This window comes from Parvularcula mediterranea (assembly GCF_013085255.1).
GTDB lineage: Bacteria > Pseudomonadota > Alphaproteobacteria > Caulobacterales > Parvularculaceae > Parvularcula > Parvularcula mediterranea.
The window spans coordinates 699,087-725,660 of the sequence record NZ_JABFCX010000003.1; the positions used below are offsets into that span (position 1 = coordinate 699,087).

Annotated in this window: 31 protein-coding genes and 1 tRNA gene; 14 read left to right on the top strand and 18 right to left on the bottom strand. The window is 60.7% G+C overall.

All coding sequences use genetic code 11. From position 1 onward, the window contains the following. The first annotated feature begins 512 nt into the window (after nt 1-512). The gene (locus tag HK107_RS12145) at nt 513-842 is read left to right on the top strand and encodes a DUF736 domain-containing protein (RefSeq protein WP_173200142.1); all 330 of its coding nucleotides are present in this window, start codon (nt 513-515) and stop codon (nt 840-842) included. A gap of 61 nt (nt 843-903) precedes the next feature. Continuing rightward, nucleotides 904-1,317, top strand: a complete 414-nt coding sequence (locus HK107_RS12150; protein ID WP_173200144.1) for a DUF2958 domain-containing protein — start codon at nt 904-906, stop codon at nt 1,315-1,317. 174 nt (nt 1,318-1,491) lie between these two features. Here HK107_RS12150 and HK107_RS15875 read toward each other — a convergent pair whose 3' ends face one another. After that, nucleotides 1,492-1,716 carry a GDCCVxC domain-containing (seleno)protein gene (locus tag HK107_RS15875; RefSeq protein ID WP_408636684.1) on the bottom strand — a complete coding sequence of 75 codons (225 nt, stop codon included), beginning with the start codon at nt 1,714-1,716 and terminating at the stop codon, nt 1,492-1,494. Then, nucleotides 1,698-2,240 (bottom strand): mercuric transporter MerT family protein, encoded by a 543-nt coding sequence (locus HK107_RS16120; RefSeq protein WP_408636685.1) that lies wholly within the window; start codon nt 2,238-2,240, stop codon nt 1,698-1,700. The genes HK107_RS15875 and HK107_RS16120 overlap by 19 nt, the downstream gene beginning before the upstream one ends. Here HK107_RS16120 and HK107_RS12160 point away from each other — a divergent pair. Together HK107_RS12160 and HK107_RS12165 are read left to right on the top strand one after the other, a co-directional pair. Further along, nucleotides 2,121-2,525, top strand: coding sequence for a MerR family transcriptional regulator (locus HK107_RS12160; protein WP_173200148.1), 405 nt, complete (start codon nt 2,121-2,123; stop codon nt 2,523-2,525). The genes HK107_RS16120 and HK107_RS12160 overlap by 120 nt on opposite strands. Before the next feature lie 142 nt (nt 2,526-2,667). Then, the gene (locus HK107_RS12165) at nt 2,668-3,021 is read left to right on the top strand and encodes a single-stranded DNA-binding protein (protein WP_173200150.1); all 354 of its coding nucleotides are present in this window, start codon (nt 2,668-2,670) and stop codon (nt 3,019-3,021) included. Nucleotide 3,022: 1 nt separating this feature from the next. Here the strand turns inward: HK107_RS12165 and HK107_RS12170 are convergent, their stop codons facing one another. After that, nucleotides 3,023-3,319 carry a DUF6437 family protein gene (locus HK107_RS12170; RefSeq protein ID WP_173200152.1) on the bottom strand — a complete coding sequence of 99 codons (297 nt, stop codon included), beginning with the start codon at nt 3,317-3,319 and terminating at the stop codon, nt 3,023-3,025. 429 nt (nt 3,320-3,748) lie between these two features. On the opposite strand from HK107_RS12170, the gene HK107_RS12175 reads away from it, so the two are divergent. The 3 genes from HK107_RS12175 (at nt 3,749) to HK107_RS12185 (ending at nt 6,753) form a co-directional block, all read left to right on the top strand. Continuing rightward, entirely contained in the window at nt 3,749-4,024 is a 276-nt protein-coding gene (locus HK107_RS12175) for a hypothetical protein (RefSeq protein ID WP_173200154.1), read from the top strand. A gap of 26 nt (nt 4,025-4,050) precedes the next feature. Then, entirely contained in the window at nt 4,051-6,006 is a 1,956-nt protein-coding gene (locus HK107_RS12180; RefSeq protein WP_173200156.1) for a type IV secretion system DNA-binding domain-containing protein, read from the top strand. 120 nt (nt 6,007-6,126) lie between these two features. Then, nucleotides 6,127-6,753 (top strand): tyrosine-type recombinase/integrase, encoded by a 627-nt coding sequence (locus tag HK107_RS12185; RefSeq protein ID WP_173200158.1) that lies wholly within the window; start codon nt 6,127-6,129, stop codon nt 6,751-6,753. A gap of 65 nt (nt 6,754-6,818) precedes the next feature. Here HK107_RS12185 and HK107_RS12190 read toward each other — a convergent pair whose 3' ends face one another. The 4 genes from HK107_RS12190 to HK107_RS12205 are packed head-to-tail and all read right to left on the bottom strand — an operon-like array spanning nt 6,819 to nt 11,020. After that, a complete protein-coding gene (locus tag HK107_RS12190) occupies nt 6,819-7,772 on the bottom strand; it encodes a nucleotidyltransferase domain-containing protein (RefSeq protein WP_173200160.1) in 954 nt (317 codons plus the stop codon). A gap of 2 nt (nt 7,773-7,774) precedes the next feature. Further along, nucleotides 7,775-8,962, bottom strand: coding sequence for an HD domain-containing protein (locus HK107_RS12195; RefSeq protein WP_173200162.1), 1,188 nt, complete (start codon nt 8,960-8,962; stop codon nt 7,775-7,777). A gap of 24 nt (nt 8,963-8,986) precedes the next feature. Continuing rightward, nucleotides 8,987-10,273, bottom strand: coding sequence for a three-Cys-motif partner protein TcmP (locus tag HK107_RS12200; protein WP_173200164.1), 1,287 nt, complete (start codon nt 10,271-10,273; stop codon nt 8,987-8,989). Between the two features lie 9 nt (nt 10,274-10,282). After that, on the bottom strand, nt 10,283-11,020 hold the full coding sequence (locus HK107_RS12205) for a DUF5131 family protein (RefSeq protein ID WP_173201504.1): 738 nt from the start codon (nt 11,018-11,020) through the stop codon (nt 10,283-10,285). Between the two features lie 290 nt (nt 11,021-11,310). Here HK107_RS12205 and HK107_RS12210 point away from each other — a divergent pair, with 290 nt between their 5' ends. Next, a complete protein-coding gene (locus HK107_RS12210) occupies nt 11,311-12,351 on the top strand; it encodes an IS110 family RNA-guided transposase (RefSeq protein ID WP_173200166.1) in 1,041 nt (346 codons plus the stop codon). Nucleotides 12,352-12,976: 625 nt separating this feature from the next. Here HK107_RS12210 and HK107_RS12215 read toward each other — a convergent pair. Further along, nucleotides 12,977-14,341 carry a DUF6538 domain-containing protein gene (locus tag HK107_RS12215; RefSeq protein ID WP_173200168.1) on the bottom strand — a complete coding sequence of 455 codons (1,365 nt, stop codon included), beginning with the start codon at nt 14,339-14,341 and terminating at the stop codon, nt 12,977-12,979. A gap of 114 nt (nt 14,342-14,455) precedes the next feature. Next, nucleotides 14,456-14,542: transfer RNA gene (locus tag HK107_RS12220), tRNA-Leu, on the bottom strand. A gap of 57 nt (nt 14,543-14,599) precedes the next feature. Between HK107_RS12220 and lipB the strand changes: the two genes are divergently transcribed. Both lipB and HK107_RS12230 read left to right on the top strand, forming a co-directional pair. After that, complete coding sequence (gene lipB, locus HK107_RS12225; RefSeq protein WP_173200170.1) at nt 14,600-15,340, top strand: lipoyl(octanoyl) transferase LipB; 741 nt, start codon at nt 14,600-14,602, stop codon at nt 15,338-15,340. A 106-nt stretch (nt 15,341-15,446) separates the two neighbouring features. Further along, the gene (locus HK107_RS12230; protein ID WP_173200172.1) at nt 15,447-16,286 is read left to right on the top strand and encodes a DMT family transporter; all 840 of its coding nucleotides are present in this window, start codon (nt 15,447-15,449) and stop codon (nt 16,284-16,286) included. Here HK107_RS12230 and HK107_RS12235 read toward each other — a convergent pair. From HK107_RS12235 to rplM, 4 genes are all read right to left on the bottom strand, one after another. After that, nucleotides 16,255-16,608, bottom strand: coding sequence for a response regulator (locus HK107_RS12235; protein ID WP_173200174.1), 354 nt, complete (start codon nt 16,606-16,608; stop codon nt 16,255-16,257). The genes HK107_RS12230 and HK107_RS12235 overlap by 32 nt on opposite strands. Continuing rightward, complete coding sequence (locus tag HK107_RS12240) at nt 16,608-18,146, bottom strand: FAD-dependent oxidoreductase (protein ID WP_173200176.1); 1,539 nt, start codon at nt 18,144-18,146, stop codon at nt 16,608-16,610. The genes HK107_RS12235 and HK107_RS12240 overlap by 1 nt, the downstream gene beginning before the upstream one ends. Nucleotides 18,147-18,218: 72 nt before the next feature. Beyond that, complete coding sequence (gene rpsI / locus HK107_RS12245) at nt 18,219-18,725, bottom strand: 30S ribosomal protein S9 (RefSeq protein WP_173200178.1); 507 nt, start codon at nt 18,723-18,725, stop codon at nt 18,219-18,221. A 15-nt stretch (nt 18,726-18,740) separates the two neighbouring features. Next, a complete protein-coding gene (gene rplM / locus HK107_RS12250; protein WP_173200180.1) occupies nt 18,741-19,223 on the bottom strand; it encodes a 50S ribosomal protein L13 in 483 nt (160 codons plus the stop codon). A gap of 241 nt (nt 19,224-19,464) precedes the next feature. Here rplM and HK107_RS12255 point away from each other — a divergent pair, with 241 nt between their 5' ends. Further along, on the top strand, nt 19,465-20,547 hold the full coding sequence (locus HK107_RS12255; RefSeq protein WP_173200182.1) for a TolB-like translocation protein: 1,083 nt from the start codon (nt 19,465-19,467) through the stop codon (nt 20,545-20,547). Here the strand turns inward: HK107_RS12255 and HK107_RS12260 are convergent. Further along, nucleotides 20,480-21,553: a COX15/CtaA family protein gene (locus HK107_RS12260; protein ID WP_173200184.1), complete on the bottom strand. Its 1,074-nt coding sequence runs from the start codon at nt 21,551-21,553 to the stop codon at nt 20,480-20,482. The two genes, HK107_RS12255 and HK107_RS12260, sit on opposite strands and share 68 nt — an antisense overlap. A 21-nt stretch (nt 21,554-21,574) precedes the next feature. Between HK107_RS12260 and HK107_RS12265 the strand changes: the two genes are divergently transcribed. Both HK107_RS12265 and HK107_RS12270 read left to right on the top strand, forming a co-directional pair. Then, nucleotides 21,575-21,829, top strand: coding sequence for a DUF2842 domain-containing protein (locus HK107_RS12265; protein ID WP_173200186.1), 255 nt, complete (start codon nt 21,575-21,577; stop codon nt 21,827-21,829). After that, nucleotides 21,826-22,680 (top strand): alpha/beta fold hydrolase, encoded by an 855-nt coding sequence (locus HK107_RS12270; RefSeq protein WP_173200188.1) that lies wholly within the window; start codon nt 21,826-21,828, stop codon nt 22,678-22,680. The genes HK107_RS12265 and HK107_RS12270 overlap by 4 nt, the downstream gene beginning before the upstream one ends. Before the next feature lie 3 nt (nt 22,681-22,683). Here the strand turns inward: HK107_RS12270 and HK107_RS12275 are convergent, their stop codons facing one another. Beyond that, a complete protein-coding gene (locus HK107_RS12275; protein WP_173200190.1) occupies nt 22,684-23,637 on the bottom strand; it encodes a LysM peptidoglycan-binding domain-containing protein in 954 nt (317 codons plus the stop codon). A 107-nt stretch (nt 23,638-23,744) separates the two neighbouring features. Here HK107_RS12275 and HK107_RS12280 point away from each other — a divergent pair, with 107 nt between their 5' ends. Next, a complete protein-coding gene (locus tag HK107_RS12280) occupies nt 23,745-24,317 on the top strand; it encodes an LOG family protein (RefSeq protein WP_173200192.1) in 573 nt (190 codons plus the stop codon). A gap of 19 nt (nt 24,318-24,336) precedes the next feature. Here the strand turns inward: HK107_RS12280 and HK107_RS12285 are convergent, their stop codons facing one another. From HK107_RS12285 to gspN, 3 genes are read right to left on the bottom strand one after another with little or no spacing between them, the layout of a single operon-like run. Then, entirely contained in the window at nt 24,337-25,302 is a 966-nt protein-coding gene (locus HK107_RS12285; protein ID WP_173200194.1) for a cation diffusion facilitator family transporter, read from the bottom strand. Nucleotides 25,303-25,345: 43 nt separating this feature from the next. Then, a complete protein-coding gene (locus HK107_RS12290) occupies nt 25,346-25,843 on the bottom strand; it encodes a hypothetical protein (RefSeq protein ID WP_173200196.1) in 498 nt (165 codons plus the stop codon). Further along, nucleotides 25,840-26,574, bottom strand: a complete 735-nt coding sequence (gene gspN / locus HK107_RS12295; protein WP_173200199.1) for a type II secretion system protein N — start codon at nt 26,572-26,574, stop codon at nt 25,840-25,842. Before gspN ends, HK107_RS12290 begins: the two co-directional genes overlap by 4 nt.

Sequence of the window (26,574 nt, forward strand, 5' to 3'; positions counted from 1 at the left end):
GACAGGCCCTCGCGTTTCGTCCACTTCACGGGTCGTCGTCGGAAAAGATGGATGGGCTGGAGCGCCCTCCCTCACTGGGGCCAACTTCTCCCCGACAAAAGGAATGGTGAGCGCAGCCCTCCCGAGACCGGCACCGTTGAATAGCGGGCGACGCCCATGGCTGCGGACGGAGTGTCCTTCTCATCCCCGACATTCGCGAGGAGACCATCCCCACCTCTTCACTTCGGACCTATCACACCCGACCCGGCCACGCGAAACCGGCGTCCCCGGATCATTTCTCCGAGCTTGTTCTCATGCGCCCGATCCGGGCGGCGAGCCGGTTCCCACCTCGCCTGATCGGGCGGACAAGCTCTTCCTCGCGGGGTCATCGCTGACGCGATCAAATGATCCGGGCCCGCCGGTGCTCCACTAGCGTTGCGGCCCTACCGGGTTCGGTGGCCGGTCCGGGTGCGCCTTTTCGGTCCTCATCGGCGGGGATGGTCCCTGCCGAACAGATGACAAGGACCAACACCATGGCAGCCATCGGCTACGTCACCCACAACCAGGAGCGCGGCACCTATAAGGGCACGCTCAAGACTCTCACCATCGCCTGCGGCATCGAACTCGTCCCCAACCGTGAGAAGGAATCGGACAAGCAGCCTGACTTCCGCATCTTCTCCGACGAACGCACCGAGATCGGGGCGGGCTGGAACCGCAAGGGCAAGAACTCAGGCCGGGACTATGTGAGCCTGACTTTCGCAGCGCCCGAGCTTGGTCCCCGGAAGCTCTACGCGAACCTCGGCCCCGCGGCCGGTCAGGACGATCCGTCCGTCTTCGCCATCATCTGGAACCCCGAAGGCTGAGAGAGCTGCGCCGTATCCATCCGGATGCGGCGCATCGCTTTCCCTCACCAAGGAGACGATCATGGACCTGATCCCGAACAGCATCCGCCCGCAGCTCAAAGCTAACTTCGACGATGAGACCCAAGACCATTTCCCCCTCGTCAAGCTCTTCTGCCCATGGGGTGCGAGCACCTGGCTCATCACCGCGATGAGCGAGGACGAAGAGCTTCTCTTCGGGCTTTGTGACCTCGGCATGAGTTTTCCCGAGATGGGCTATGTCAGCCTCTCGGAGCTCCAGAGCCTCAAAGGCCCGTTCCATCTCACGATTGAACGCGACCTCCACTTCACCGCGAAAGCCAGCCTCACGGTTTATGCCGAAGCGGCGCGAAGAGCCGAGGCCATCGCCGAAGATGGGCCATCGTTGCGGGCGGCGTTCGAAGCTCTGGAAGCCCGCGCCAGGAAAGGACGGCGAACGCTGAAAGCCCGGATGTACTGAGCCCCTGCAGGGGCTGTTGACGATTGCTCGACAGCCCCCTTTTCTTCCGATCGCCCGCGGAAGGCACCATTGACGAAGCGTACCAACACTCGACAATCGGATGAATGAAACTGGAGTTCCGAGGATCGTCTCGAAAACGACGTCCCGAGCAACCTCCCATCGGAAAAGGTTGCTTTACGCGCAGCACTGTCCTTCTTGAATCGGCGGGCACGGCGTATCGCCGAAAGAGCAGTAGACGCAGCAATCGCCCTTGTTGGGGCGCAGAACCTTCCCGCACCCTTTGCAATCATAGAAGAACTGGCACGCATCGGTTGGCATCTCATCGGTGCTCTGATGACCGCAGGTCGGACAGGTCAAAGTCGAGGTGAGCTTGACGTCAGTCATAGGTTTTGCGCCCATCTCAAAAGGTCCCGTTCAAAGGCCGGAAGAACAAACGCAGCGGCCACAATGATGACCCCTAGGGCCAGAAGAACAAGGACGCGACGTCGGGGCCGACCACCGCGGAACGCGCGGAATGCCGCCCAACCCAAAAGCGCGACGGCCAAGAGCATGAGCCAGGGCTGGTAAGCCGCAAGCGCCGTCAGTCGTCCAGCGATAGCCGCGCTAACACCCAGTTGTATGAGCACCAACGGCAGGACACAGCAGGAAGCCCCGATAGCCGCCAGAACGCCCGCAAAGATGCCGCCGGAGGCCGCCGCGCCGCTGCCGCGAGAGTGCCGTGAGTCCGAGTCTGTTGTTTCCATGGGGAGTAATATAGAACCTGTAGTGGCTACAGATTCAAGTGTCTTCGAGGAGGACGCAGAATGGTCTATCACCTTTCGATCGGAGCCCTTGCCGAACGCGCGGGGGTCAAGATCGAAACCATCCGGTACTACGAAAAGATCGGCATCATGCCCGAGCCGGGCCGTACGGCCAGTGGCCATCGGCGTTATGGAATGGACCATGTCACGAGGCTCCAGTTTGTTCGAAGAAGCCGAGAACTCGGGTTCCCACTCGAGGACGTGCGCTCCCTTCTGGGGCTCGAGGACGGTCCCCCGTCGTGCAACGAGGTCCATGACTTGGCGGTCCGCCACCTTACGAGTATCCGCAAGCGGATTGAAGATCTGCAAGCATTGGAAAGGACCCTCGCCAAAGCAGCCGATGCATGTGCCCTTGGCGATACGCCGGACTGTGCGGTTATCGACGTTTTGGGTCGCCAAGCACCGTGAGCCCCGCGTGGACCTAGGTCCGGGCAGTTCTCACGTCCCGACAGCAGACGGCAGCCGAGCCGTGTTTGCGGCCCTTTACGTTTTAGGCTAACCTGCCAACGCTTTTGACCAGTGACCGATCTCCTCCTCGGAGATCACACCCATGAATTCCATTCACCTGATTGGCCGCCTTGGCGGTGAACCCACCTGCACCTCCTATGGTGACGATGGCGGCAAGCGCCTAGGGCGTTTCTCCCTTGCCATCGTCGACCACAAGTCGGCCTCGAAAGAGGCGACTTGGATCCTCGTCACCGTCTTTGATGGTCCTGACCAGCGCTTTGCCGAACAACATCTCTCGAAAGGTGACCTCGTCGCCATCGAAGGACGGCTCCAGCAGAACCGCTGGGCAACCGAAGACGGCGACAAGCGGACAAGCCTCACGGTCATCGCGACCTCCATCACCGGTCTTTCCCTCGCCAAATGGCAGGAAACGAGGAATGAGGAGGCCAGCGCATGAGCTACGCTTCCCCTTCCTGCTTCGCGACTTCGTTCAGGCCAACGGCGGTGCTGGCTGCGTCCGAACTCACTCTTGCAGATGAGAGGCGTCGAAGCGCTTCATCGGCTCCGAGATCGGAAACACGGTCGAGGACGTCGTCGATCAGCTTACGCTCTACAAGATGGAGCTCCCGGTCCATCAGTTTACGGCCGAGATGGGCGGCGGCTTGTTCCTCTAACAGCTTGGCTTTGTCTTTGAACGCAGCCTCCTTCTTCCGGTGGGCTGCAAGTTCGGCGACGGGGTCTTTGGTACGGGGCATGGTCCGGTCCTTCAGGTGGCTTGAACACCAACCTAGACAGGGAGCCGATGGCCTTCGCGGGCTACAGAACGACTCATTGCTGGGTTCTATGAGAGGGTGCAGCCGTTCCCTCCGTGCGGGGATCCCGAGGCCCGGAAAGACAATCGGGCATCGGGGCGGAGAGCGGCCAGGGGGCCGCCCTGGCCTGATCACACACAACGCACAGGGTGCCTGGGGGCGGCAAAGCCAGTCTGGGCCTGGGGTTGAGGCCAAGTCCGGCAAACCGAGCCGTTTCGGCGCACTGTATCCGGACGGTCCGCTGGCGGAGAGTATGTGCGGCTTCCGCCGGATACGGAGTGTCTCCGATCCGCGCTGGCATTGCAGACACTATCCCCTTGGTTGTTTGCGGCGCTCCCCCTCCCGCGCCCGTTTCGGAAAGGCGGTGACCCGATGACCGAGTGCACCCGCTTCCAGTTCCGGCTCCCCAAAAGGGACTGCTTCGCCCTCGAAGAAGCCGCCAAGGCCCATGGCATCGCCCCCAACCAGATGGCGAAGAAGCTCGTCCAGCTGGCCCTGTCCAAGGACCCCCTGCCCCCCGAAAAGCTTGCCGATGACCTCCTGGTGATCCGGGCCGGGATGGAGCAGCTGTTTCGACGGTCTGACCGTTCTGGCGAACTCGATGACGCCATCGAGATCGTCAAGACGAGGATCCGGCAGGAAGCCTAGATCCTCCGTGACGGGAGGATCAGCTGATGACCCAGAACACGAATGGCCCTCTCAAGACCTTCCTGCGCGGTGGGCAGGTCACGCTTCACACGCTTCGCATGTTCGGCCAGGTGATCCGCTTCCTGGCCAGCGCGATGATCAGCCTGATGTTGGTCATCGCCTATCTCGGCACCATGGCGAACACCTCGCCCGAGGAACGCCACTACGCCATGAAAAGGTACGAAGCGCACGGCTACCGGCTCCTCCGCGCGCCGCTCCATACCGAGCTCAACATGCTCACCGCCTCGGGTGAGCATCGCCCCTTCCCGCTCTCGGTCATCCTCACCAACAGCGCCGTCTCCGAGCACGAGCGGAGCTTACGGAAGACCGCCGTCCGGTGGCTAATGATCGGCGGCTCTGTTGGGGGCGCCGGGTTCCTTCTTCTGATCGGGTTGTTCGTCCGTCGGGGCGGATCGCTGACCCGCACCAACATCAAACGCGGCGCGTCCATGACCACGGCACGCGCCCTCGAAGCCGAGGTCACCGCCCACAACAAAGCCCGGCGACGGGAGGTCAAAGCCCTTCGCTCCGCGCCCACCTACAGGCTCGCAGGCATCCCCTACCCTCTCGGCTCGGAGGTCCAGCATACGTCGATCTCCGGGACCATCGGGTCCGGAAAGACCCAGGCGATTTCCGCGCTCCTCGAACAGATCAGGGAGGCTGGCGACCGGGCCATCGTCTTTGACCTCACGGGCGGCTTCATCGGTCCCTTCTACCGGGAAGGGACCGATCACATCCTCAACCCCCTCGACGCCCGCTCGCCTGCTTGGTCGGTCTTCGAAGAAGCTCAAAGCAAGGCCCAATTCGACGCCATCGCCGCCGCTATGATCCCTCGCGGTATGCATGGCGATCCGGTCTGGGCGGACAGCGCGCGGCTGGTCTTCTCGACAGCGGCGCAGCTTCTGGTCGGCGACGGCAAGGCCACAAACGAAGAACTGGTCCGAACGCTTCTCACGGCGAGTTTGGACGAGCTCGGCGCCTTCTTCGAAGGGACACCCGCCGCCCCGATCATCTCGCCGGACAGCCCCAAGATGACCAACTCGGTGCGGATGATGCTCAGCACCTATCTCGACGGTTTGCGGCTGTTGCCGAGTGGGGGAGAGCCCTTCTCGGTGACCCGCTGGATCGAAGAGGACGAAGCGGGAAGCACCCTCTTTCTCTCGTCCCGCGCCGATATGCACGAGACCCTGAAACCGCTCCTCACGGTCTGGATGGACACGGCGGTCAGGGCGCTGATGTCCCGCCCGCGCGATCCGTTTCGGCGCATCTGGTTCATCCTCGACGAGGTGGCGGCGCTCCAATCCCTGCCTTCGATCATGGACGGCCTCGCCCGCGGCAGGCAATTCGGCGCTGCCTTTGTCCTGGGCCTGCAGGCGCAGTCCCAGCTCCGCCAGATCTACGGGATCGACGGTGCCCAATCCCTGTCCTCGGTCTGCAGAACGAAGCTCATCCTCGCCGCATCCGACGCCGATACAGCGAAATGGTATGCGGACTTTCTGGGTCGGCAGGAACGATCCCATTCCAACGAAAACGTCTCCTTCGGCGCCAACACGATCCGCGACGGGGTCATGGTCGCCCGCCAGGAAAAGACCGAGCATCTCGTCATCCCCGAGGAAATCCTGAACCTCAGGAGCCTCGAGGGCTTCCTCAAACTGCCAGAAGGCTTCCCCTTGGCGAAGGTGGAGGTGCCGCTGATGGTGCGGGAGGATCGTGCACAGCCGTTTCTCCCGAGGGCGGAGGAGCAACTCCTGATGAAGCGGACGAAGACTGGCCCAGCGGTGGATCAGAAGACGGCACCGAAGAACGACGACGCACGCGATCTTACGGACTTGGAAGACCTGGCCGAAGGGCAGCCGAGAGAACCCGAAGGCACTGGCGTAAGCGACAGCTCACAGATCGATTCTGAGACACGCCGGTTTCCCGGGTGGGACATGGAGGTATGACCAAGATGCCGGGAACGGCGCATTTGCGGACATAACAGAACCTTGGTCACCGCCTTGTGCCCCGCCGAACTCACTTCGCTCCCGGCCTTCTTTTTGCACTTCGGTCTCTAGGAGAGACCGATGGATCAGCCACAAACCGCCACTGATGAGCGACAGCCTTGGAACAAGGGTAAACTCATCGGTCAGAAGTCACCGTTGAAGGCGCAGGAAGTGTGGGAGATTCGCGTTCGGTTGACGATGGCGGACAAGGTTCGAGACCTAGAACTCTTCAACCTTGCACTCGATAGCAAGCTGCGGGGATGCGACTTGGTGAGACTGAAGGTAGCCGACGTTTGTCGCGGCACCGAACCGCTTTCCCGAGCGATGATCGTTCAGTCGAAAACGTCATCTCCGGTTCAGTTCGAACTCACCGAGCCGACCCGAAAGGCAATTATTGTCTGGGTGGAGCGTAAGGACCTCGGTCCGCAGGATTGGCTTTTTCCGAGCCGAAAGAAGAGGGGCGAACACCTGACGACCCGTCAGTACGCTCGGCTTGTCCAGGACTGGGCGGCTGCAATAGGCCTGCCTCGCTCCGCCTACGCCACTCATTCGCTTCGGCGGACCAAGGCAACGATGCTATATCGGAAGACCGGCAACCTGAGGGCGATCCAACTCCTACTCGGACACGCCAAGATCGATAGTACGGTTAGGTACCTTGGCGTTGAAGTTGAGGGCGCGCTGGCCTTATCAGAAGGACTCGAACTCTAGCGACCTCGCTAGAGCGGCATCGCTCAATGAAGTATCCCTCCAGAAAAGACGCCCGAAAAGTCTAACTAAAGCATCAGGGCCGCTATCGTCGGATTCCCGTCGCTGAAGTGACTCTTAAGAAGTTCGAGAAGCGCATCCCTGAAATCGTGTGCGCGTTGACGTAACTCCGTGAACGCTCTGCTCTCGTCACCATCGGTGAGCTTCTGCGAAAGCTGAGTACGGGTAGCTTCGTCATTGAGAGCATCCAAAAAACCGGCATACATTTCCAACGCCGCTATCGATCTATCCCCAGCTATAGACTGGATCCGTTCGACAGGAGGGAGAGCGAAAAGTTCCGTCAGTACAGCGATCTTTTCATTGACAGGCTTTTCGTAGGTCTCACCAACGGCCAAAACACCCGCGAGGAAAAGCAGCATGCGAGAAAAACGGAGCTTGATGAGCCGAATCTCTTTCGCTTTCCCGTCCTTTTGCGTCTTAAATTCGAAATCGACGCAGATGGTTCGCCAATAGCGGATGATGTCGTTGAGCAGAAACAGACAGATCTGCTCCTCACGCAGAGTCGGAGGAATGTACTGTTTCAACAACTCGCAGCGAGCTTCCTCAAAAGCTTTCTTGTTGAAGATCCACTCGCCCTCCAGCAGCATGAGCATGCGGCGCGTGATGTCGATATTCCTGTCTTCTAAACCCCCTATGCGTTCCCTCATTTTGAGCGCTGACAAAGGTTTTGAGAAAACACCACCCAGCGCCGGCATTTCATATTTCGCAGCCGTTAGAGCCTCTCGATATTGATTTTGAAGCTCGGTGGCCTTCTGCTCATTTTCATCAGTATAAAGAAAGAAAAGATCGACGTCGGAGCCGCTTGTAACCTCTCGTCGGGCATAACTGCCATTCACGCCAACGATCACGGACTTGTCTTCGCCAAGCACTTCCAATGCTTTAGCGCGCATATCAGCGATACCCTTGTCGGAAAGGGCCTCGGCGGCACCGAAGACCGCTTCCGCTTTCGGCGACAAACTCACGTCTAGAACGCCGCCTCGCGCGTTGCATTGCTCGCGACAAGGTCAGCGATGGTCACCATACGGTGCACTTTTGATTGTGTGTAGCGGCGACTGAGATCGGTTGGTCGCGTAACCGTGACGTCCCGGTTCACGGTAAATGACCTCCTGGGCGCCTTGAGCTCATAATCAAGAACTTCGGGGACCATTTCCGATACCCGATGATAGGCACGCTTATGGGACCGCTGCGCCCAAGCAAAAATGTAAAAGAGCTCCGGCGTCTTATTCCGCAGCTGGTCTTCCGTCTTCAAAAAATCGTCCGGACCAAAGTCATCAATTGAATAAGCCATGTAGGCCTGAGCGAGCCCGTCAAAAACGAGGCCCCAGGGATGATGGATAACCAGATTATAAACCTCGTCCTTGAGCTTCCAAAACTCATCCATCAGTCCCGTCGGCAGATCGTCACCTCCTAAAGCCATCTCCGCCACCAGCCGTTTTGGCGGAAGCGGACGACCGCTCTTCATCGAGAGAGCGCGTGAGCGACTGATGCCTTCGATCGTGTCGAGGTTGATGGGGCCGCTATATAGATACGCATGCGGACCATCATGCTTACCCTCGATCATAGCGACAACTTCATCGAGATCGACTTTGTAGGCGGACATAATGTCGAGAATGTCGTCTCCAAACGGCGACCGCCCACGCAGAATATCATCACCAGACTGATGGTGTGTGAGGCCAAATTTCTCGCGAAAAACCGGCTCAAGCGTATGACTGAGAGGGCCATGGCCGATGTCATGAAGGAGGCCAGCCGCTGTTAACACACGCGTTTCCCGACGGCTTAGCCCCCGAATATCTGCATAGAGCCGGGCAAGTTCAGCGACGCCAACGGAATGGTCGAACCGGTTATGCCGACGCCGATGGGGATCCGTCCCATTTGGCGCCTTCATGTAATCAATCGCGCCGAGGAATCCGATATGCTTCAGTCTTTGCACGGGCGCTGAAAGCATCAATTCATCGAGAAATGGGTCTTCAAACCCGTCCGTTCTCTCATGGATGAACGCTGGCGGACATGGCGGCAGGTCGGGAAACAGAGGCAAGACCTCCCATCCTGGCATGTCAGCTTGATGTTTCATCCACGAATTCAACAGCTTCTCTACCTTATCTTCTATCTGATTCTGCCGTTCCGACTTTAGCAAATCGATAACGGTTCTCAATCGGTTCCGTTCGGCGGAACATGCTTACTTTTCAGCAGCCAATGGACCAAACGGGCCAAAGAGTGACGGCTGGCGGGCTAACACGATCCGGTCACTCCAGCTCACCTTAGGAGACCGAGGCTTGTCCTTGCCATAGATGTCCTCGATGCGCACTTCGCCCAATTGGCGCAATTCTACCAACGCCTCCTCAAAAAGCTCCCGGGTGACAGGGGTGTCGTTGCATCGGCTGCCAAAAAGTTGCTCCAAAGATGGGGCCCGATCCGGATCAACTCCGTCGCGGATAATCTGGGGAATCTGCTGCAACAAACTCTCTCGCGATGCTCGGCGCGCTGTCTCATCAAATTCATACCCCCCAAGCATATCCTGCATGGCATCAGCTTTGCCAGTAAACCCGAGGGCCTGAAGCCCTGCACGACCGTGGTGCAGCGACACGTTGCTTTCATCCCAGTGGATGTTGCCGATCACGTTTCGGGCTTCACGGTGACGCGACAAATGCAAAAACCAGTAGCTGCGATGCGCTTCAGGCGAACGGATAAAAAATGGCGAGTAATATTCCGCGCCCGTTGCTTCTTGAAGGTGGCTGTAAAGCTCGTTCTGGATGACCATGCGCCATCCCTTACTCTCCGTTTTCTCTTTCAACAGCTCTTGAATGAACCCGTGGTCAAGCTCAACGTTCCGATAGCCTTGGAGTTCGCCCCGTTTCTCCGTCATAAAATCAATGAGGCTATCGACCATGAAGGTGAGAAAAATCTCAGCCTTCTCGAGCTCTCCCAAAATACGCCTGATCGACCGAAACGTCACATCTTTCCACGAGTACTGATCGAGCAGGAACAAAGACCGGCCCTTCTGCGGTGAGCGACGCTTCACCACCCCAATGACATCATCAATCCTCTCATTAAAATCATCAGTCCAAATATGAATCGTGTCGCTAAGGCTTGAAGCGTGAGACGACTGTTCAATCACGGACTGTAGATAATCCGTATTACGCCTATCTATATCAACGAACAGAAAGTCAGTACGGATCTCAAAACCTTTGCGCCGCTCTCGGTTCAGTTGATCCTGAATTTCCGCAACAGCATCCAAGAGAACGAGAGGCGATCCAGGCACTTCCTCGTCCCGATAACGGTACCGCCCGCCGCCGGAGAACCCGTCAACAATCGTCAAATTCAGCCGCTCCTGCACCGGCGTCGACGTGCAAATTTCGAGATACTTCCGCACATAACGATCAATGATCCGATGCTTCGCAACACTGTGATCACCTAGAATCGGCGGCGGCTTTCCTATTCTCCATTCGTAGTGCTTCGTGGCCATTCACCAACCTTATCCCGTCAACGGCATCTCGTCATGGGTTTGCCCGTCAAGCTCTCTCCCATTGGCTGACTTAGCTCTTCTAACCCCATCGTCGCCGTGGGACCCCCACTGCTTAAAGAAAAACGCCACATTATCTCGCGCGCACTGATCGCGAACGCTGCGGGCCCACTCGGCTTCCATCGGCCTGGCCTTCGACCCTGACTCGCCCCCAACGATCACCCAATGGATTCCCTCAAGATCGAGATTCCCCACATCTTCGAGTAGCGGCTCGACAGACAAAAACCGGGTTTTCGCCGGTACGCCTTTCAGGACCGATATGCGGGGAACACCGTATTTTCGGTCCTCGACTGTCACACCGAGCCATGCATTTTCCGGGACAGTGCGCCTAGCGAAGAATTTTGCCATTCGTTTCGGTCGTTTGGTCAGGATCTGATAAATGTGCTGTGGCGTTTCCGTGATCGTCTCCATCACCCGTTCCACATAGGCAAATGGGACTTTGTCGTGAAAGAGATCGCTCATCGAATTGACGAACCACATAGTCGGCGTTTTGCGCCGTCGCGGCTGATCCAGGCGTTCCGGGAGAAGACTGACCTGGAAGCCATTGTCGTACCCGTTTGCCCCCATGGCCTTCAAACGTTTGGCCAGGCTCTCCGCGTAGCAAAACTTACACCCAGGCGAGACCTTCGTGCATCCCGTCACGGGATTCCACGTCATTTCGGTCCATTCGATGTGCGACTTTCCCACCATATGTTCTTCTATTGTTCTTGCTCGCGTCTGACAACACTTTGAGACGCAAAACGCCCCGCTGGCGACCTGATCGAACTGAATGGATTGGTTCTGCGCAAGCCTCAAGGTGTAGGTTGGTCCTTAGAAACCGACCTTGAGGCAGGGGAGGTCACCAGAATCTACAAGCACCATGGCTCGAAAGCGAAACAAGCTCACCGGGAGCCAATGACCGCTTTTGATGCTGTGGACGGCGCTCCACCGAGCGTCGCCAGCCGAGGTAAGGTTGGCTTCCGCTATCAGGAGGAAGTCGGATGCAGCAGCGTGTGGTCACCGTCGGGGTCGATCTGGCGAAGAACGTCTTCGCGGTTCATGGAGTCGATGAGCAAGGTAAGGTCGTCTTTCGGAAGAGCCTCAGGCGCCCGAAGGTCGAAGCATTCTTCGCAAAGCTTCCGCCCTGTCTGATCGGGATGGAGGCCTGTGCCACGGCCCACCACTGGTCTCGCGTTCTCACCGAACTCGGCCACGAAGTGAAGCTGATGCCGCCCGCTTATGTGAAGCCCTACGTGAAGTCGCAGAAGAACGATGCGACGGATGCAGAAGCAATCTGCGAAGCGGTGACCCGTCCAACGATGCGGTTCGTCACGCCGAAGTCGGTCGAACAGCAAGGCGTTCTCACTCTGCACCGTACACGCACGATGATCATGACCCACCGAACGAGGCTGGTGAACACGGTCAGAGCCCACCTTGCGGAGTTCGGCATCATCGCGCCGATTGGTCGGCTCGGCTTCGAGCAGCTCGCGGCCATAGTGGCGGACCATGAGGATGACCGCATTCCGGGGCCGGTTCGGGACTGCCTGGTGATGCTGATCATCCAGTTCGATCAGGTGAACCAGCAGATCCTCGATCTCGATCGCCAGATCAACCGCTGGCATCGCGATAGCGAGCTCAGCAAGAGGCTCGCGACAATCCCAGGCGTCGGGCCTCTTTCGGCAACCGCACTGGTCGCGACGATTGGCGACGGGAAGGCCTTCAGCTCTGGTCGAAGCCTGTCCGCCTTCATGGGGCTGGTACCGAAGCAGCGATCTTCCGGAGGCAAAGAGCGTCTCGGTGGCATCTCGAAGCGTGGCGATCGATACCTTAGAGGCTTACTCGTCACCGGAGCTCTCGCCGTGATCCGGTACGCTCAGCGCCACGGTACGCGCCGACCATGGCTCGTCAGGTTGCTTGAGCGCCGATCGACGAAGATCGCTGCCGTAGCCCTCGCCAACAAGATCGCGAGGATGGTCTGGGCACTGATGACGAAGGGCGGAACCTACAAGGACCCGGTACCTACCGTACCGGCCGCCGCTTAAACGAGATCGCGTCTCTTCGCGGAGACGCCAACGAGGTTGGAGAGAGCATCTTCGCAGTCATGCGGAACCGGTCGAAACCGGGAAAGAGAAAAACCCATTCTATCCAGGGCGCCTCGAGCGCGTGCTTTTGATCGGGATCTCATTCGCGGAAAGCATGAAGGCCAGCGGTGTTCGCGCCGCATCAACAGGCCGAACACATGGCCGCTATCGACCAACATCCGCTACGACGCCTGAAGAAAACTCTTGCCAACAGCGCCGTCCACACATGGATACTTTCAGTCATACCCCATCCTGCTGTCGCCCCTGCGATAGGTCAGATTGCGCCGTGTCTTCAGAGTAAGGAGGTACATGTTGTAGCCCTGTGTCGTTGAAGCCTCGTCGGCTATCAAAGTACCGCTTTCGATCCGTGCGGCACGCCTAGCCGATGCCCACAATTCCTATCGACGCCATCCGTCTCCGCTCATCTCTGCGGGCGCTGGCGAAGATTATTTCGGACGAACCAGCGCCGGAGGATGCCCCCTACTGGCCGATCCTCGAGCGCCTGGAAAGCGAACTGGAAGCTCTTGATCGCAAGCGTTCAAGGCTCGATCGCTACCTGACTTCAGGTAACGATAAGGCCAGCTCTTCAGCAAAGAAGCACATCGCTATCGAACGGGAGAGTGATCTTCGCCAGCTGGTCACGTCGCCAGCTGAGTGATCCGCCGTCGCCGTATTTGGGTCGGGAGTTAGCGTGCCCCATGAGTCGGCAGCGAAGGTCGTAGTCGAGCCCTGCCTCTTGCATGCGTTTCTCGAATGCGTGGCGTACCGAGTATACGCCATGCTGCGGCGTCGGCAGCAGGTCGTTGACCTTGAGTGATTTCATCAGTGCCGCTGAGAGGGCGGTCTCCTTGTCTCGGTAGCGCTCAAAGCCGTTCGGGGCTTGCCTGAGCGCGGCGAGTGACACACCCAGTAGAGGAATTTCTCTGACGCTGGCCTCGGTCTTGATCTGGCGATCAGCCCGGAAGCGGATGGCAATGTGGGGCACCTCGTCATCAAGCCGGATGTTCTCGGCCGTCAGATTGCAAATTTCCGAAGGACGGCAGCCTGTTTCGATGAGTGCGAGGAAGATCAGATGTGCCTCGCGATTGAGCTTTCCGAAGGAGCCTGGCCTCAGGATCCTGTCCCTCAGCCAATCGGGATCGAAAGGCGGCACGATACCCTTCTCCATCTTCCGTGAGCTGAACGATAATCCTTCGAAGGGGTTCTTCGCGTCTAGAGCGAGCCAGTTGGCATAGGTCCTGAAGAGCTTCCGCATATTGCCGAAGTTGCGGTTGGCAAAGTTTGCGGAGACCTTCTTCTGACCACCCTTCCCGTCAATCCGGGCGAGCCAGTACTTATAGTAGCGCTGGGCGTCGGCCCTCGTGATCTCGAGCACCGGCTTGTTGCCGACGACCTCGATGAAGTCCTCCGCCGCATGGCGCTTGACCTTGAAGCGCTGGGTCAGCTGATGCGGGCTCATGCCGCGTGCTTCATCGACCGCCATGGTTTCGAGGTAGAACTCCATCGCTTCGCGGACCTTGAGGCTCGGCTCTTCGACGCCGCCCAAGGTTGCTTCGGCGTCTCCGGGTCCCGGCTGACCTGCCGCTTCGATCCTGCGGACGATCTCCTCGACAGGCAGCGTCGAAGCGATACGCTCCGCAGTCAGATAATCGAAGCCGAGCGCTTGCGCTCTGGTCCTGGCCGCATCGTACCGCTCGAAAGCAGTTTCTGCGGCCATGCCGTCGGCGACACCTGACCAGTAGAGGTCGTCAGCTTTCTCGAGCGCATCGCGCTTGAGGCGCGCAACCTCTTGCGAAGTCGTCTTCAGCGAGACCTGGATCGTGCCGCGTTGGTCGTGCGCCTCAGCGTGCTTCGGGACCCGCCGGACATAATGCCATCGGCGTCCTCGTCGCTTCAGGTAACGATCGGGATCGGATGCAACGAGGCTCGTCGGTTTGGTGCGGAAAGGCATGCTCAAACCATGGCTTGTAGTGCAATTTGTAGTGCAAAAACACCAAAAAGCACAAGGAAGTACACGGATAACCGTGAATTCCTGAATGATAACAATGGACTGAGAATGTTATAATGGTGCGGTCGAGAAGACTCGAACTTCCACGGGTTTTACCCCACAGCGACCTCAACGCTGCGCGTCTACCAATTCCGCCACGACCGCACTTGGCTGGAGGTTTCCCTCCGAGCGAGAGGCGCGGGTAGCAAAAGGATTCTGGCGATGCAAGCGGTCACCCTTCCATTCTTGGAAGAAAATCCGCATGTGCCGCGGGTGACGACAAACGACCGCCCCAACTACCTCGCGGAGCCCGTGCTCTGGCGGAGGAGCGACCGCCCGGTGCCCTATCGGGAGGCCACCGACACCATGGAGCGGATCGTCGCCGAGGTGCAGGCAGGTGGCCGCGAGACGGTCTGGCTGCTCGAGCATCCGCCCCTCTACACCGCCGGGACCAGCGCGAAGATCGAGGACCTTGTCGATCCCGAGCGCTTCCCTGTCTTCAAGAGCCCAAGGGGCGGGCAGTTCACCTACCACGGGCCCGGCCAGCGCGTGGCCTACCTGATGCTTGATCTCGGGCGCAGGAAGAAGGACGTGCGCCGCTTCGTGCAAGACGCAGAAGCCTGGATCATCGGTGCTCTTGAACGGCTTGGCGTCGAGAGCGGCATCCGGGATGGACGCGTCGGCGTGTGGGTCGACCGCGGCGAAGGCCGAGAGGACAAGATCGCAGCTATCGGCGTCAGGATCAGGCGCTGGGTGACCTTCCACGGCGTATCCCTGAACGTCGCGCCTGACCTCTCCCACTTCGGCGGCATTGTCCCCTGCGGGATCAAGGAAGAGGCGTTCGGCGTGACGAGCCTTTCTGACCTTGGGCTTGAGGGCGCGAGCATGGAGACGGCGGACGAGGCCCTGCGTGCTTCGTTCGAGGAGGTCTTCGGCCCTGTCGAGGATAGCGAAGCGCTGTAACCGTGACGTGCCTTGGCGCGAAAAATGGCCGAGCTGCTGGTTCGAGGAAACGGGCGGAACGCCGAACGCGGACTGCTTGAGGCGCCTACGAAAGAATGAGGTCACCATGCTCAAGACGTCGATCCTCGTGGGCCTCACCCTCCTCGCCTTTTCCGGCAATTCCCTCCTCACCCGTTATGCTTTGCTCGGTGAGCGGATCAGTCCGGAGGAGTTTGGGCTCCTGCGTCTTGCCTCGGGGGCGGCCGTCCTCCTCCTCATCTCGGCCGTGAGAGGAGCAAAGCTGCTCCCACGCGCTAGAGATCTGCCGGGGGCAGCGAGCCTGTTCGTGTACGTCGCAGCTTTCTCCCTCGCCTATGTCGCGCTCGATGCAGGACTTGGCGCCCTCGTGCTCTTCGGAGCTGTCCAGCTGACGACCATTGGATGGGGCCTTGCACGCGGTGAGAGACTGGGGCCGGTGGGGGCTGCGGGGATCCTGGTCGCACTAGGCGGCCTCTTGTGGCTCCTCAAGCCAGAGCAGGGCGGCGCACCCCTCTGGGCGATGCTCCTTATGCTGATCGCTGGTGCAGGCTGGGGGGTCTACACGCTTTTAGGCAGGGGATCCGATGACCCCGTAGCGCGCAACGCAAGAAATTTCGCGCTCGCCAGCGTTCCGGCAACCCTCCTCGCGGTGCTCCTCAGCGAAGGCCAGCCAATGACCACGGAGGGCGCAATGCTGGCCATCCTGTCGGGATCAGTCACATCAGGTCTTGGCTACGCGCTCTGGTATCAGGTGCTACCAAAGCTCTCGAGCCTCACAGCGGGGACCGTGCAGCTGCTCGTTCCGCCCATGACCGCAGGGCTTGGCGCACTGCTTCTCAGCGAGGCGATCAGCGTGCGCTTCATCCTTGCCAGCGCCCTCATCCTGGGCGGGGTGCTTATGACTTTCCGTACGCAGAAAGAAGGCTGACGAGCTGCGTCTCGCTGACCGGTTTGCCAAGGACGCCGATGCAGCCCTCTGGGATGTCGCCCGAAAGATCAGCGCCGCTCTGCATCGCGTAGGGCAGGCCTTTGGCGGCGAGTTCCTGGGCCACCTCGTCAACTTCACCATCCGAGAGGGTGCGGTCGAACAGCGCGACGTCAAATGGCGTCGGATCGACCCGCATGAGTTCGGCGACACTCGAAAGGGTCAGCGAGGTGCCGCCATGGGTTTCGATCAGCTCCTCAAGAGAGCTCGCAATGAGGAAATCATCCTCAGCGATCAGGACGTGTACGCCCTTCAGTATTCCCATTAGAGGTCCAGTTCATCCCTGCGAAGCGGCCCCTGATGCGCCAGTTGACGCTCGAGCCGCGAGACCTTGTCGGCCATTCCAAACGCAAAGATCGCAGGAACCCTGTCTCCGTCAAGGAAATAAGCAATGAACTCGCCATCGTCGGGCTCGCCCTCATAGAGGATGTCGTCAAACTCCTCCGTATGCCCTGCATAGACGTAGCTTCCGGCTGCCTGCTGCTTTGTCCAGAAGAAAGGCGCGATGTCCGTGGGAACGGGCTTGCCCAAAGCGGAAAGCGCTGCGGCACGGCCCAGCTGCTGTGCCCAGCGCCAGTGTTCGCTCCGCAGCGCGCCAAAGCGGCTCGGCGCGACACAAATGTCACCCGCTGCGTAGACGCTCCTGAAGTCCTTGAGGCTGAGGTCTTCGCTGACCTTCAGGCCCCCGTCCTCCGCCTTTTCCGCCTCTCCGAACAGCGACGTCCGCGGCGTGACGCCTGCAGCGACGACGACGAGATCGGCATCGATCGACTTTCCGTCCTCAAGGCGCACAGCCTCGACGGAGGCGTCCCCTTCGAAGGCTTCGACCTTCATTTCGGTGAGGACCTCAACGCCAGCATCCCTCTGCTCACGGAGGAGGCGCTGGCCTAGCCGTTCGCCGATCACCTTCTCGAAAGGCACGCGGTCGGCGGTCACGATGGTCGTATCGATATCCTCATCGCAGAGGAGTGAAGCGATCTCCATGCCGATAAAGCCTGAGCCGATGACCACGGCCTTTCCGGCCTCATCGGCATAGCGGCCCAGCTTTTCTGCGGCATTGGTGGACCTTATGCTGAGAACGCCCTTAAGATCCTTACCCGGAACATCGAGCGTGCGGGGCTCAGCTCCCGTTGCGAGGATCATGGCCTCGGCGGAGAGCTCCTTGCCGCCTTCGAGCGTGATTTTGCAATCGCTCAGGGACACCTCACCAACCCGGCTGTTGATGAAGTGAAGCCCCTTCTGGCGGAGCTTGGTCAGCGCACCGACTTCCGCCTCTTCAACGTCGTGAATAATCTGCTTACTGAATTTTGTGCGATCGAACGTCTGGTCGGCTTCGTGGGAGAGGACGGTGATCTCGCCTGCGTACCCCTCCTCAGCCAAAGTCTGCGCTGCGGACATGCCCGCTGCGCCTGCGCCAAGGATCAGGATGCTGCTGGGACCCGACGCATCGGACAGCGGCTCAGCAAACATACTCTCACGGTAGGAAGGATCGCCCGGCTCGATCTCGACTGTGAGACGGCCATCGCGGACCTCGGTCTCGTAGCGGCGGTGGTGACGGCAGCCCGGAGGCTCCTGCAGGTGGCCATCCGAAAGCCTGATCAGGGCCCGGTGCCAGGGACAGACGAGGCAGTCATCCTCGATGATCGCCTCCGAAAGAGGCGCGCCCAAATGCTGGCAGTCATGGTCCAGAACGAAAAAAGCCTCGCCGCGCCTGACAACGACAAGGTCGCGACAGGCCGTCGAGGCTTTGGTCGGCGCGTTTTCAGGGAAGTCCTGGATCGCGCCGAGATCATAGCGGGGCATGGCAAACTCCTAAGTTCAGGAGTTAGGCCAGACCCCGGGCAAGGCGATGGAAACGCCTGCAGATGCGGCGAATTAGCGCTTCGAGAACTGGAAGCTACGGCGGGCTTTGGCCTTACCGTACTTCTTACGCTCGACCGCACGTGCGTCGCGGGTCAGGAAGCCGCCCTTCTTGAGCACGGCGCGCAGGCCCGGCTCATAGTAGGTCAGCGCGCGGGAGATGCCGTGACGGATCGCACCGGCCTGTCCCGACGGGCCCGAGCCCTTGACGGTGCAGAAGATGTCGAACTGGTCGAGGCGTTCAGCCGCTTCGAGGGGCTGGCGCAGCACCATCTGAAGAACCGGACGGCCGAAGTACTCGGTGTAGTCCTTCTTGTTGACGGTGATCTTGCCGGAGCCCGGCTTGATCCAGACGCGCGCAACGGCGGTCTTCCGCTTGCCGGTGGCGTAGGAGCGGCCAAGCTCGTCGATCTTCGGCTCTGCGAGGACGACGGTCTCCTCAACGGCGGCAGCATCTTCAGCGATGACGCCGGTTTCGGTGGCCAGTTCTTTGAGGCTGTCGAGGCCTTGGGTCTCACTCATGTCTCAAGTCTTCCGTTAGCCGCGGGGCGTGTTCTTGGAGTTCAGCGAAGCGATATCGAGCGTTTCCGGCTTCTGCGCTTCGTGGGGATGGTTCGGACCGGCATAGACATGCAGGTTCTTGAACTGACGGCGGGCCAGCGGGCTCTCTTTCGGGAGCATGCGCTGCACGGCCTTCTCGAGAACACGCTCGGGGAAGCGGCCGTCGAGAACCTTGTCAGCCGTGCGGGACTTGATGCCGCCCGGATAACCGGTGTGCCAGTAGTAGGTCTGCTGGGTCCGCTTACGGCCGGTGAAGGCCACCTTCTCGGCGTTGATGACGATGACATTGTCACCATCGTCGACGTTCGGCGTGAAGGTCGGCAGGTGCTTACCGCGCAGGCGCATCGCGATCAGCGAAGCGAGGCGGCCGACGACGAGGTTTTCGGCGTCGATGAGAACCCACTTTTTCTCTACGTCAGCGGGTTTGGTGTTGTAGGTGCGCGAGGCGTCCGTTTGCATCGCTCTTTCCTTTGGATGAATGCGAAGGCGGCCAGATGCCCCGCTGGCGCGTTTCTGTCAATCAGCGCTCCAAAAGAAACGCTGTTTCAGCGCGTTATTTCTACGGTATAGGAATACCGCATTTCGCTCGCCTCGTCTAGGCGGTTGAAAACCTGCCCCTTTCGCAATCGAACCGATGCTGGCAATCGGTGGCCACCTCCCATAAATCAGCTGTTCCGCAATGACACCCGAGACGTCGCCCATGACCCTGCGTACCCTTCTTTCAGCCTCGACGGCCCTCCTCATCCTCACCGCCTGCGGAGGCGAGCCCGAGGCGCCAGAGGAAAGCGTCGCCCCCGAGCCTGAAATCGCGGCCAAGCCCGAGACGACGGAAGAGCCCGAGACCCGGCTCACGGCGGTCAAAGCCGAGATCCTCCTCGGCACGTTCGAAAGCGCCGTGACGGACCTCACCGCGTGGGAGATGCAGCCCTTCGGCTTCCAGAGCCTGATCTTCGCAGCCAATGGCGATGCGGGTATCACCATGGTCAGGGCCGATGGCGGCGAAGCGCGCACCATTCCGGCCTCCCCAGCGGCGCGGTTCCTCGCGACGGCGCAGATGGAAGGCGGCGAGGCTCTCCTCGTCACCCTCTCCGTCGACGGATCGGTCGAGGCGCGCTCCATCGGCGACATGGGCACCGATCCGAGAAGCCTCACGACCCTTGGCAACCCCAAGAGCCTTTGCTCCGACGGCGAGCTTGTCATGGCCGTCTCCGGCGTAGGCGCGACCGTTGTTCTTGGTGAGACGAGCCTGCCGATCCGCGATGTGCCCTCAGACACCCTCGCCTGCGCAGCCGTGGGCAGTGACTTCTACTTCCAGTCGCCCAATGGCTGGGACCGCCTGACGATCGACGGGCTGGAGCCGACTCCCCTCGATCCTGATGCCTCGACGCTGATCGGCGCTGGCAGCGAAGTCTTCGCCGTGGCGGCAGACGGCCTTTCCGGCAAGCTGACGGTCAACGACCAGAGCCTCGACCTTCAGACCGAGGAAGGCGAGCCGCTCCGTCCCCTGATGGTTCGTCCGGCTTACGGCAATTTCGGCGGCGTCCTCCGGGATGGCGCGCTGATCGTCCTTGATGAGCAGCGCAGCCTTCACCTTGTCGGGTGGAGTTCGGTCGCCAATGCGCTGGGACTGCCAGGCAGCCTCACATCGCTCCGTGCGCCCATGACCTCCGAAGAACCCGCCTTCTCCGTTCCCGACGAAGGCCTCGAGCTCGATATCAGGAAGCCTGGGTTTGAAGAGATTGAGGCGCCTCTGCCGCCGACCGGGGAAGAGGACGGCCGGTAAGTCCGTAGACCGCATAGGTCAGGGTCGCGAGGATCAACAGCGCCCCTGCCTGGTGGGCGAGGCCCAGCCATAGCGGCACTGCTGCGACGATCGTCCAGATACCAAGAATGACCTGCAACGTAATGGCGCCGCCGACCATGTGGGCGATCCGCTTCTCACCAGCCTGCAGAGCCTTCCACACGAAGACGGCAGCAGCAGCCATCACGGCATAAGCCATCGTCCGGTGATTGAACTGCACGGCCTCGACCCTCTCGAAGAGATCGAGCACCCTAGCGTCAGCGCCGAAATATCCGTCGGGTACGAACTTTCCGTCCATGAGCGGCCAGCTGTTGTAGCTCGACCCGGCCCGGAGCCCCGCGACGAATGCACCGAGCACGATCTGCACCGAGCTCACCGCGAGAAGGATTACGGCGCTCCGCCCGACCCACGGGTCTGCGACTTCTGCAAACCCGCGCGGCTTCACCAGCGCCACGGCCTGAAGGACGATCAGTGCAAAGAGCACCAGCGCGGTCGAAAGGTGTAGCGCCAGCCTGTACTGGCTGACATCCACCCGCTCGGACAGGCCCGAGCTCACCATGAACCAGCCAATCGCCCCTTGCAGGCAGATCAGCAGGAACAGCCCCGGTAGCCGCCATTTCAATGCGCCCGTGACGCGTCCCTGCACCCAGAAGACGACCATCGGAATGAGGAAGGCGAGGCCGATGAAGCGGCCGAGGTTCCTGTGACCCCACTCCCACCAGAAGATGAACTTGAACTCCTCGAGGCTCATCCCGGCGTTGACCCGCTCATATTCGGGGATCTGCTTGTAGAGCGCGAAAGCCTCCTGCCAGTCCGCATCGCTGAGCGGCGGGAGGGTCCCCATCACGAGGTCCCACTCGGTGATCGAAAGGCCTGAATCGGTGAGCCGCGTCGCACCGCCGATGACGACCATGATCGCGATCAGCACGGCCATCAGCGTGAGCCAGATCGCCACGGGGCGGTGGGAGGGATTGGTGGTGTTCAGCATCGCGCTCCTATATGCGCAGCGATGCCCCTTTCCCAAGGGGTCAAATCGACCACGGAGGCCACCATGGACCCAAGGCAGAAGAAACTGATCATCGCTCTCGGCGTGATGCCTTTCCTGCTCATCTACGCAGGGCTCTGCCTGTGGATCTGGGACATGCTGCCGGAGAACAAGATCGTTGATCTCCTCTTCTTCATCGTCGCTGGCGTTGCCTGGGCCTTCCCGCTCAAGCCTGTGATGCTGTGGGTGAACAAACCGAAGGACGAAGCGGCGGGATGATGGTCCTTGCTAGCTGGAAGAGCGCTCGCCAGACCCTCCGCTTTGAGGGGCATGACATCGCCTACTGGACGGATGGTGACGGCCCCCCGCTCCTGCTGATCCACGGCTTCCCAACCTCGTCCCATGACTGGACGCCAATCTGGCAGGCACTCACGGAGAAGTATCGCGTGATCGCCTGCGATCTTCTGGGCTTCGGGCTCTCCGCGAAACCCAGCTCCGGCTATTCGATCCACCGGCAGGCGGATCTTCAGGAAGCGCTCCTCGGCGAGCTCGGCATCAGCCATGCGGACCTCTTGGTCCATGACTATGGCGTCTCGGTGGGTCAGGAGCTGCTGGCGCGCGAGAATGAAGGAGGTCTCTCCTTCTCGATCGGCCAGATGGTCTTTCTCAATGGCGGCATCTTCCCCGGTGAGCATCGCCCTCGGCCGATCCAAAAGCTCGGTGCTTCGCCTTTGGGGTTCCTTATCAGCCTGCTCACGACCCGGGAGCGGTTCGGGAAGAGCTTTTCGGAGGTTTTCGGCCCCGAGACCCAGCCGACCAAACAAGAGCTGGACACCTACTGGTCCCTCATCTGCGAGAACTCCGGCAACCGGATCACACACAAGCTGCTTGGCTATATGAAGGACCGCGAGGTCCATAAGGAGCGCTGGGTCAGTGCTTTAGGGCCAAACCAGGCCCGGATCGGGCTCATCAACGGCGCCCTCGACCCTGTCTCAGGCGAGCATGTTTTTGAGGTTTGGAGGCGTGAGCTGCCGGATGCCCGTGCGCATCTCCTGCCGACCATCGGCCACTACCCGCAGGTGGAAGCCCAGGAGGCCGTGGCCTCCAAGGTCCTTGAATGGCTCGGTTAGAGCTTACTGCTCTTCGCCTTGATCCTCTTCCTCGTCGTCAGGAACGCGGAAGATCTGGCCGGGATAGATGAGGTCAGGATCGCGGATCTGGTCCTGATTGGCCTCGTAGATCACCGTGTACTGCTCGCCCTCGCCATAAGCGCGGCGGGCGATGACCCAGAGATTATTGCCCGGCTGCACGATGACGTTCCCATCGCGGAAGACGATGTCCTCGCGGCTCGCCTGCTCGAAGGGCACCTCGATGGCGTATTTCGGCCGGCCTTCATCGTCGAGCTGGATGATCTGGAGGGTGTAGCGGCCCTCAGCGAGGCTGCCAGAGACGGACCAGTAGCCATTCCCGTCGGCCTGGGTCTCCGCCAGCGGTGCGCCATTGGCGAAGATCTGGACGATCGAACCGGGTTCGGCGCGGCCGGAAAGGATGACGTTGCCGTCGCGGTCATAATCGATGGTCTCGATCGAGAGCGGCCCAAGGCTCTCGTCCCGCGGGGCGGAGCGCTGCAGCACCACCGTCGATCCGCCGGGCGTCGTCCTCAGGACCACGGGACCATCGCCGCCCGCATCGGGCACGTAGATGATCACGGTCTCCTCACCGAGGATGACCATGCCGTCCTTGGTGGTCTGCTTGAGGCTCAGCTCAACCGGACCAGCGGCAAGCGGCGTGTCCACGGCCATCGCAAAAGTACCGTCAGAACCGATCGGCTCTTCAGCAATGGGGGCACCGTTCGCCAGCAGCTCCATCCGGCCAAGAGGCTCCCCGCGGCCAGCCACGGTGGCGAAGCCCTGACGGGTCACCCGCACGATGTCGAAGGTCGGAGGAATGACGCCAGGCAGCGCTTCCTGCTCGACTTCTTCCTCGGTCTGGCCGATATCGATCGGCAGCTTGTCCTTGTTATTGAAGGCATACCAGCCGCCGAAAGCGATGGCGACGAGCAGGATTGCAATGCCGATAATGCGCATGTGAAGGTAACCCCCTGACAGGATTGCTGCCCTAGCCTCTTGTTCTGCTACGGGCGCACACGACCTGCAAGAACCATCCGTCCCAGCGACATACTGAAAGGAACCCCATGGCCCACAAGCTCGAGTCCATCTGCGTCTATTGCGGCAGCCGCTTCGGCAGGCAGGACATCTACCGCGAGGCCGCGCATACCGTGGGCGAAACCATTGCCAAGGCTGGCCTGCGGCTCGTCTTCGGTGGCGGCGAGCAAGGCCTGATGGGCGAGTCGGCGCGGTCAGCCCGCGACGCTGGCGGCAAGGTGCTCGGCATCATCCCGAAGTTCCTCCAGGACCAGGAGGGCCTCCTCGACAATATCGAGAGCCGCGAGGTCGAGACGATGCACGAACGAAAGATCGGCCTCTTCGAGGAGAGCGACGCGTTCTGCGTGCTGCCCGGCGGGATCGGCACCTTGGAGGAGGTCGTCGAGGTCCTCTCCTGGTCGAGCCTGTCGCTCCACAAGAAGCCAATCATCCTCGCCAACATCGACAATTACTGGAAGCCGCTGATCGAACTCGTGGACCATATCTGCGACGAGGGCTTCGCCTATCCGGGCCTGCGCCAGTCGCTCGTGGTGATCGATGATCCGGCTGAGATCGTTGAGGCCGCCCAGAAGGCCCTTGTGCCGGACATGACCAAAATCTGAGCCGATCAGAGGCCGGGCGTCAGGTCTTGACCCGCTCGGCCCTGTCCTCGGTGTTCGAGATATCCCGGCGCAGCGCGACGACGTCCGCCGTTTCCACTTCGACCGTCGACTGCATCACCCCGAACCGGTCGTGGAGGAGCTCCTTCACGGCGGGGAGGACTTCATCGGCCTGAGCGTTGTTGGGGATCGTGACCTGAAGCGACATGAAGGTCTCGCCGGGGGTGAGCTGCCATGCTCGGACCCGGCTGACGTCGAGGACAGGCGCTGAGGTCGTCAGGACCTTGCGGACTTCGCCCTCGGTCACGGAGGACGGCGCGGCCTGCATCAGGATCGTCGCGGTCTCGCGGATGAGCGGGATGGCCGAGCGCAGGATGAGGGCACAGACCGCCAGCGTCAGGATCGGATCAATCACCAGCCAGCCCGTCGACATGATGACGAGTGCCGAGATGATGGCCGCCACTGACCCGAAAATGTCCGCAGCCACGTGCAGCATCGCCCCGCGCACATTGACGTTGTCGCCAGAGCTCGGATGCAGCATCACGAAGGCCACGATGTTCGCAAGAAGCCCAACGGCGGCGACCGTGAGCATCAGCGGCGCATCGATCTCTGTCGGGCTACCGATCCGTTCGACAGCTTCGAAAAGAAGCCATGCGACAATCCCGATCAGGGCGAGGCCGTTGATGAACGCAGCGAGGACCTGGGCACGCTTCAGGCCGAACGGGAAGCGGTCCGTCGCCGGCTTGCCTGCCAGCCACTGGGCACTAAATGCGAGCCCCAGCGCAGCCGCGTCCGTGATCATGTGCCCGGCGTCAGCGATCAGCGCGAGGGAACCCGAGATGACCCCGCCGATGACTTCGAGCACCGCGAAAGCAGCAATGACAAAGAAGGCGCCTGCCAGTCGCTTGCCGCTGCCATCGCCGTGATGGGCGGCACCATGGACGCAACCATGATGGTGGACGTGATCGTGCGCTTTGTGGTCCGTCATGGGGACTTCTCTAAAAGCTCCGACCTCTCCTGAGCAAAAATCGTCAGGCTTTGCACCCGGCAATACCAGCGACGGGCAGGATCCGTTGCCATCCATCAGCGCCAGTTAGCGTGATTGTTCCACCTGAAATGTAGGAACCGCCCGGAAATGTCTGACCCCACGTGAGTTTTGTTTCCACGCTTGAGCCAGCCCGCGCCTCGTCTGCAACTGCATAAAGTTGTTCCGACCGCATGCCGAGGCGCAGCTCTCCGGCCTCCTCCTGCAAGTCGAGCGACACTTCGTCGCCCTCGATCTGCATCGTAGCCTGAAGATTATCGAGCGACCGAAAGATCGGAAGTGTCCTGCTTCCCGACTTCGTCCAGAGGATCATGCCGCACCGGCCGCTGGGGATGGATGCCGCGCGCAGAGGATCGGGATCGGGCGCCTCGGTCTCGATCCGGGGAGGTGCCGAAGTGGCCTTGTTCGCCCCTGTCGAAGGCGCCGAAGCACAGGCCGCGAGCGTGACGGCTCCTGCGAGGAAAAGCGCTGACCTGATCATCATAGGGCGGACCTTATCGTACCTGTGCGTTCAGTGACGTAGGCGGGGCCGTCCTTGCGGAAGCCGACGCCTGCGAGAAACTGGCCGAATTCGGGCTGCATCGGAACCACCGAGAGCACGGAGCGGTAACGGCCACCGGGCTCGAGTCGGAGCTCTGCTTCGATCAGGAGATCGTCATTCCCGCCCTCAAGCGGGATAACGAGGACATCGCCGTCGCAGCGCCCCTTGCCAGTCAGCTCCAACCCACCGCTGGCATAGACGCCAAGGCTTCGGTTGAGGGCATCGGTCGACACTTCGAGGTCGGCGGCCTCGCAACCATCCGCCGTCAGGGCGACCCTGTCGATCGTAGCATCGAGACTGCCGCGCAGGGATTGGCCGAAAACGTCGATCAGGCCGAAGCGGCTGAGATCCGCCGTACCCGTCGCATCCTCGATGACCAGCCTCTTCCCATTGAACGAGACATCACCGATCCCGTTGATGCCCTTCCCGCGAAGCGACACGGCCGCGTCTGCCCTGCCCATCAGGAGCGGGATGAAGCGAAGCCCGAACTCCGCGTCGCCGACCTCTTCGTCCTTGACCTTGAGCCCCGTCACACGGCCCTGCCACAGCGTTCCGCCTACGGACTGGTATTCGACAGGCGCCTCGATCCGGTCAACGACCATCGCAAGGGGGAGCCTTGCAACGAGGACGCCGAGGAAGACCACCACACCGACAAGGATCATTGCAATCCGCAT

Coding starts and splice junctions, on each gene's coding strand:
- HK107_RS12205 (WP_173201504.1), bottom strand. CDS start 11,020: ATGGTGGGAAAGTCGCACATCGAATGGACCGAAATGACGTGGAATCCC.
- HK107_RS12215 (WP_173200168.1), bottom strand. CDS start 14,341: ATGCCTTTCCGCACCAAACCGACGAGCCTCGTTGCATCCGATCCCGAT.
- HK107_RS12210 (WP_173200166.1), top strand. CDS start 11,311: ATGCAGCAGCGTGTGGTCACCGTCGGGGTCGATCTGGCGAAGAACGTC.
- HK107_RS12235 (WP_173200174.1), bottom strand. CDS start 16,608: ATGGGAATACTGAAGGGCGTACACGTCCTGATCGCTGAGGATGATTTC.
- HK107_RS12275 (WP_173200190.1), bottom strand. CDS start 23,637: ATGCGCATTATCGGCATTGCAATCCTGCTCGTCGCCATCGCTTTCGGC.
- HK107_RS12165 (WP_173200150.1), top strand. CDS start 2,668: ATGAATTCCATTCACCTGATTGGCCGCCTTGGCGGTGAACCCACCTGC.
- HK107_RS12145 (WP_173200142.1), top strand. CDS start 513: ATGGCAGCCATCGGCTACGTCACCCACAACCAGGAGCGCGGCACCTAT.
- HK107_RS12185 (WP_173200158.1), top strand. CDS start 6,127: ATGGATCAGCCACAAACCGCCACTGATGAGCGACAGCCTTGGAACAAG.
- HK107_RS16120 (WP_408636685.1), bottom strand. CDS start 2,240: ATGGCCACTGGCCGTACGGCCCGGCTCGGGCATGATGCCGATCTTTTC.
- HK107_RS12170 (WP_173200152.1), bottom strand. CDS start 3,319: ATGCCCCGTACCAAAGACCCCGTCGCCGAACTTGCAGCCCACCGGAAG.
- HK107_RS12255 (WP_173200182.1), top strand. CDS start 19,465: ATGACCCTGCGTACCCTTCTTTCAGCCTCGACGGCCCTCCTCATCCTC.
- HK107_RS12280 (WP_173200192.1), top strand. CDS start 23,745: ATGGCCCACAAGCTCGAGTCCATCTGCGTCTATTGCGGCAGCCGCTTC.
- rplM (WP_173200180.1), bottom strand. CDS start 19,223: ATGCAAACGGACGCCTCGCGCACCTACAACACCAAACCCGCTGACGTA.
- HK107_RS12265 (WP_173200186.1), top strand. CDS start 21,575: ATGCCCCTTTCCCAAGGGGTCAAATCGACCACGGAGGCCACCATGGAC.
- rpsI (WP_173200178.1), bottom strand. CDS start 18,725: ATGAGTGAGACCCAAGGCCTCGACAGCCTCAAAGAACTGGCCACCGAA.
- HK107_RS12240 (WP_173200176.1), bottom strand. CDS start 18,146: ATGCCCCGCTATGATCTCGGCGCGATCCAGGACTTCCCTGAAAACGCG.
- HK107_RS12200 (WP_173200164.1), bottom strand. CDS start 10,273: ATGGCCACGAAGCACTACGAATGGAGAATAGGAAAGCCGCCGCCGATT.
- HK107_RS12175 (WP_173200154.1), top strand. CDS start 3,749: ATGACCGAGTGCACCCGCTTCCAGTTCCGGCTCCCCAAAAGGGACTGC.
- HK107_RS12260 (WP_173200184.1), bottom strand. CDS start 21,553: ATGCTGAACACCACCAATCCCTCCCACCGCCCCGTGGCGATCTGGCTC.
- HK107_RS12180 (WP_173200156.1), top strand. CDS start 4,051: ATGACCCAGAACACGAATGGCCCTCTCAAGACCTTCCTGCGCGGTGGG.
- HK107_RS12230 (WP_173200172.1), top strand. CDS start 15,447: ATGCTCAAGACGTCGATCCTCGTGGGCCTCACCCTCCTCGCCTTTTCC.
- gspN (WP_173200199.1), bottom strand. CDS start 26,574: ATGCGGATTGCAATGATCCTTGTCGGTGTGGTGGTCTTCCTCGGCGTC.
- HK107_RS12285 (WP_173200194.1), bottom strand. CDS start 25,302: ATGACGGACCACAAAGCGCACGATCACGTCCACCATCATGGTTGCGTC.
- HK107_RS15875 (WP_408636684.1), bottom strand. CDS start 1,716: ATGGGCGCAAAACCTATGACTGACGTCAAGCTCACCTCGACTTTGACC.
- HK107_RS12160 (WP_173200148.1), top strand. CDS start 2,121: ATGGTCTATCACCTTTCGATCGGAGCCCTTGCCGAACGCGCGGGGGTC.
- HK107_RS12270 (WP_173200188.1), top strand. CDS start 21,826: ATGATGGTCCTTGCTAGCTGGAAGAGCGCTCGCCAGACCCTCCGCTTT.
- lipB (WP_173200170.1), top strand. CDS start 14,600: ATGCAAGCGGTCACCCTTCCATTCTTGGAAGAAAATCCGCATGTGCCG.
- HK107_RS12150 (WP_173200144.1), top strand. CDS start 904: ATGGACCTGATCCCGAACAGCATCCGCCCGCAGCTCAAAGCTAACTTC.
- HK107_RS12290 (WP_173200196.1), bottom strand. CDS start 25,843: ATGATGATCAGGTCAGCGCTTTTCCTCGCAGGAGCCGTCACGCTCGCG.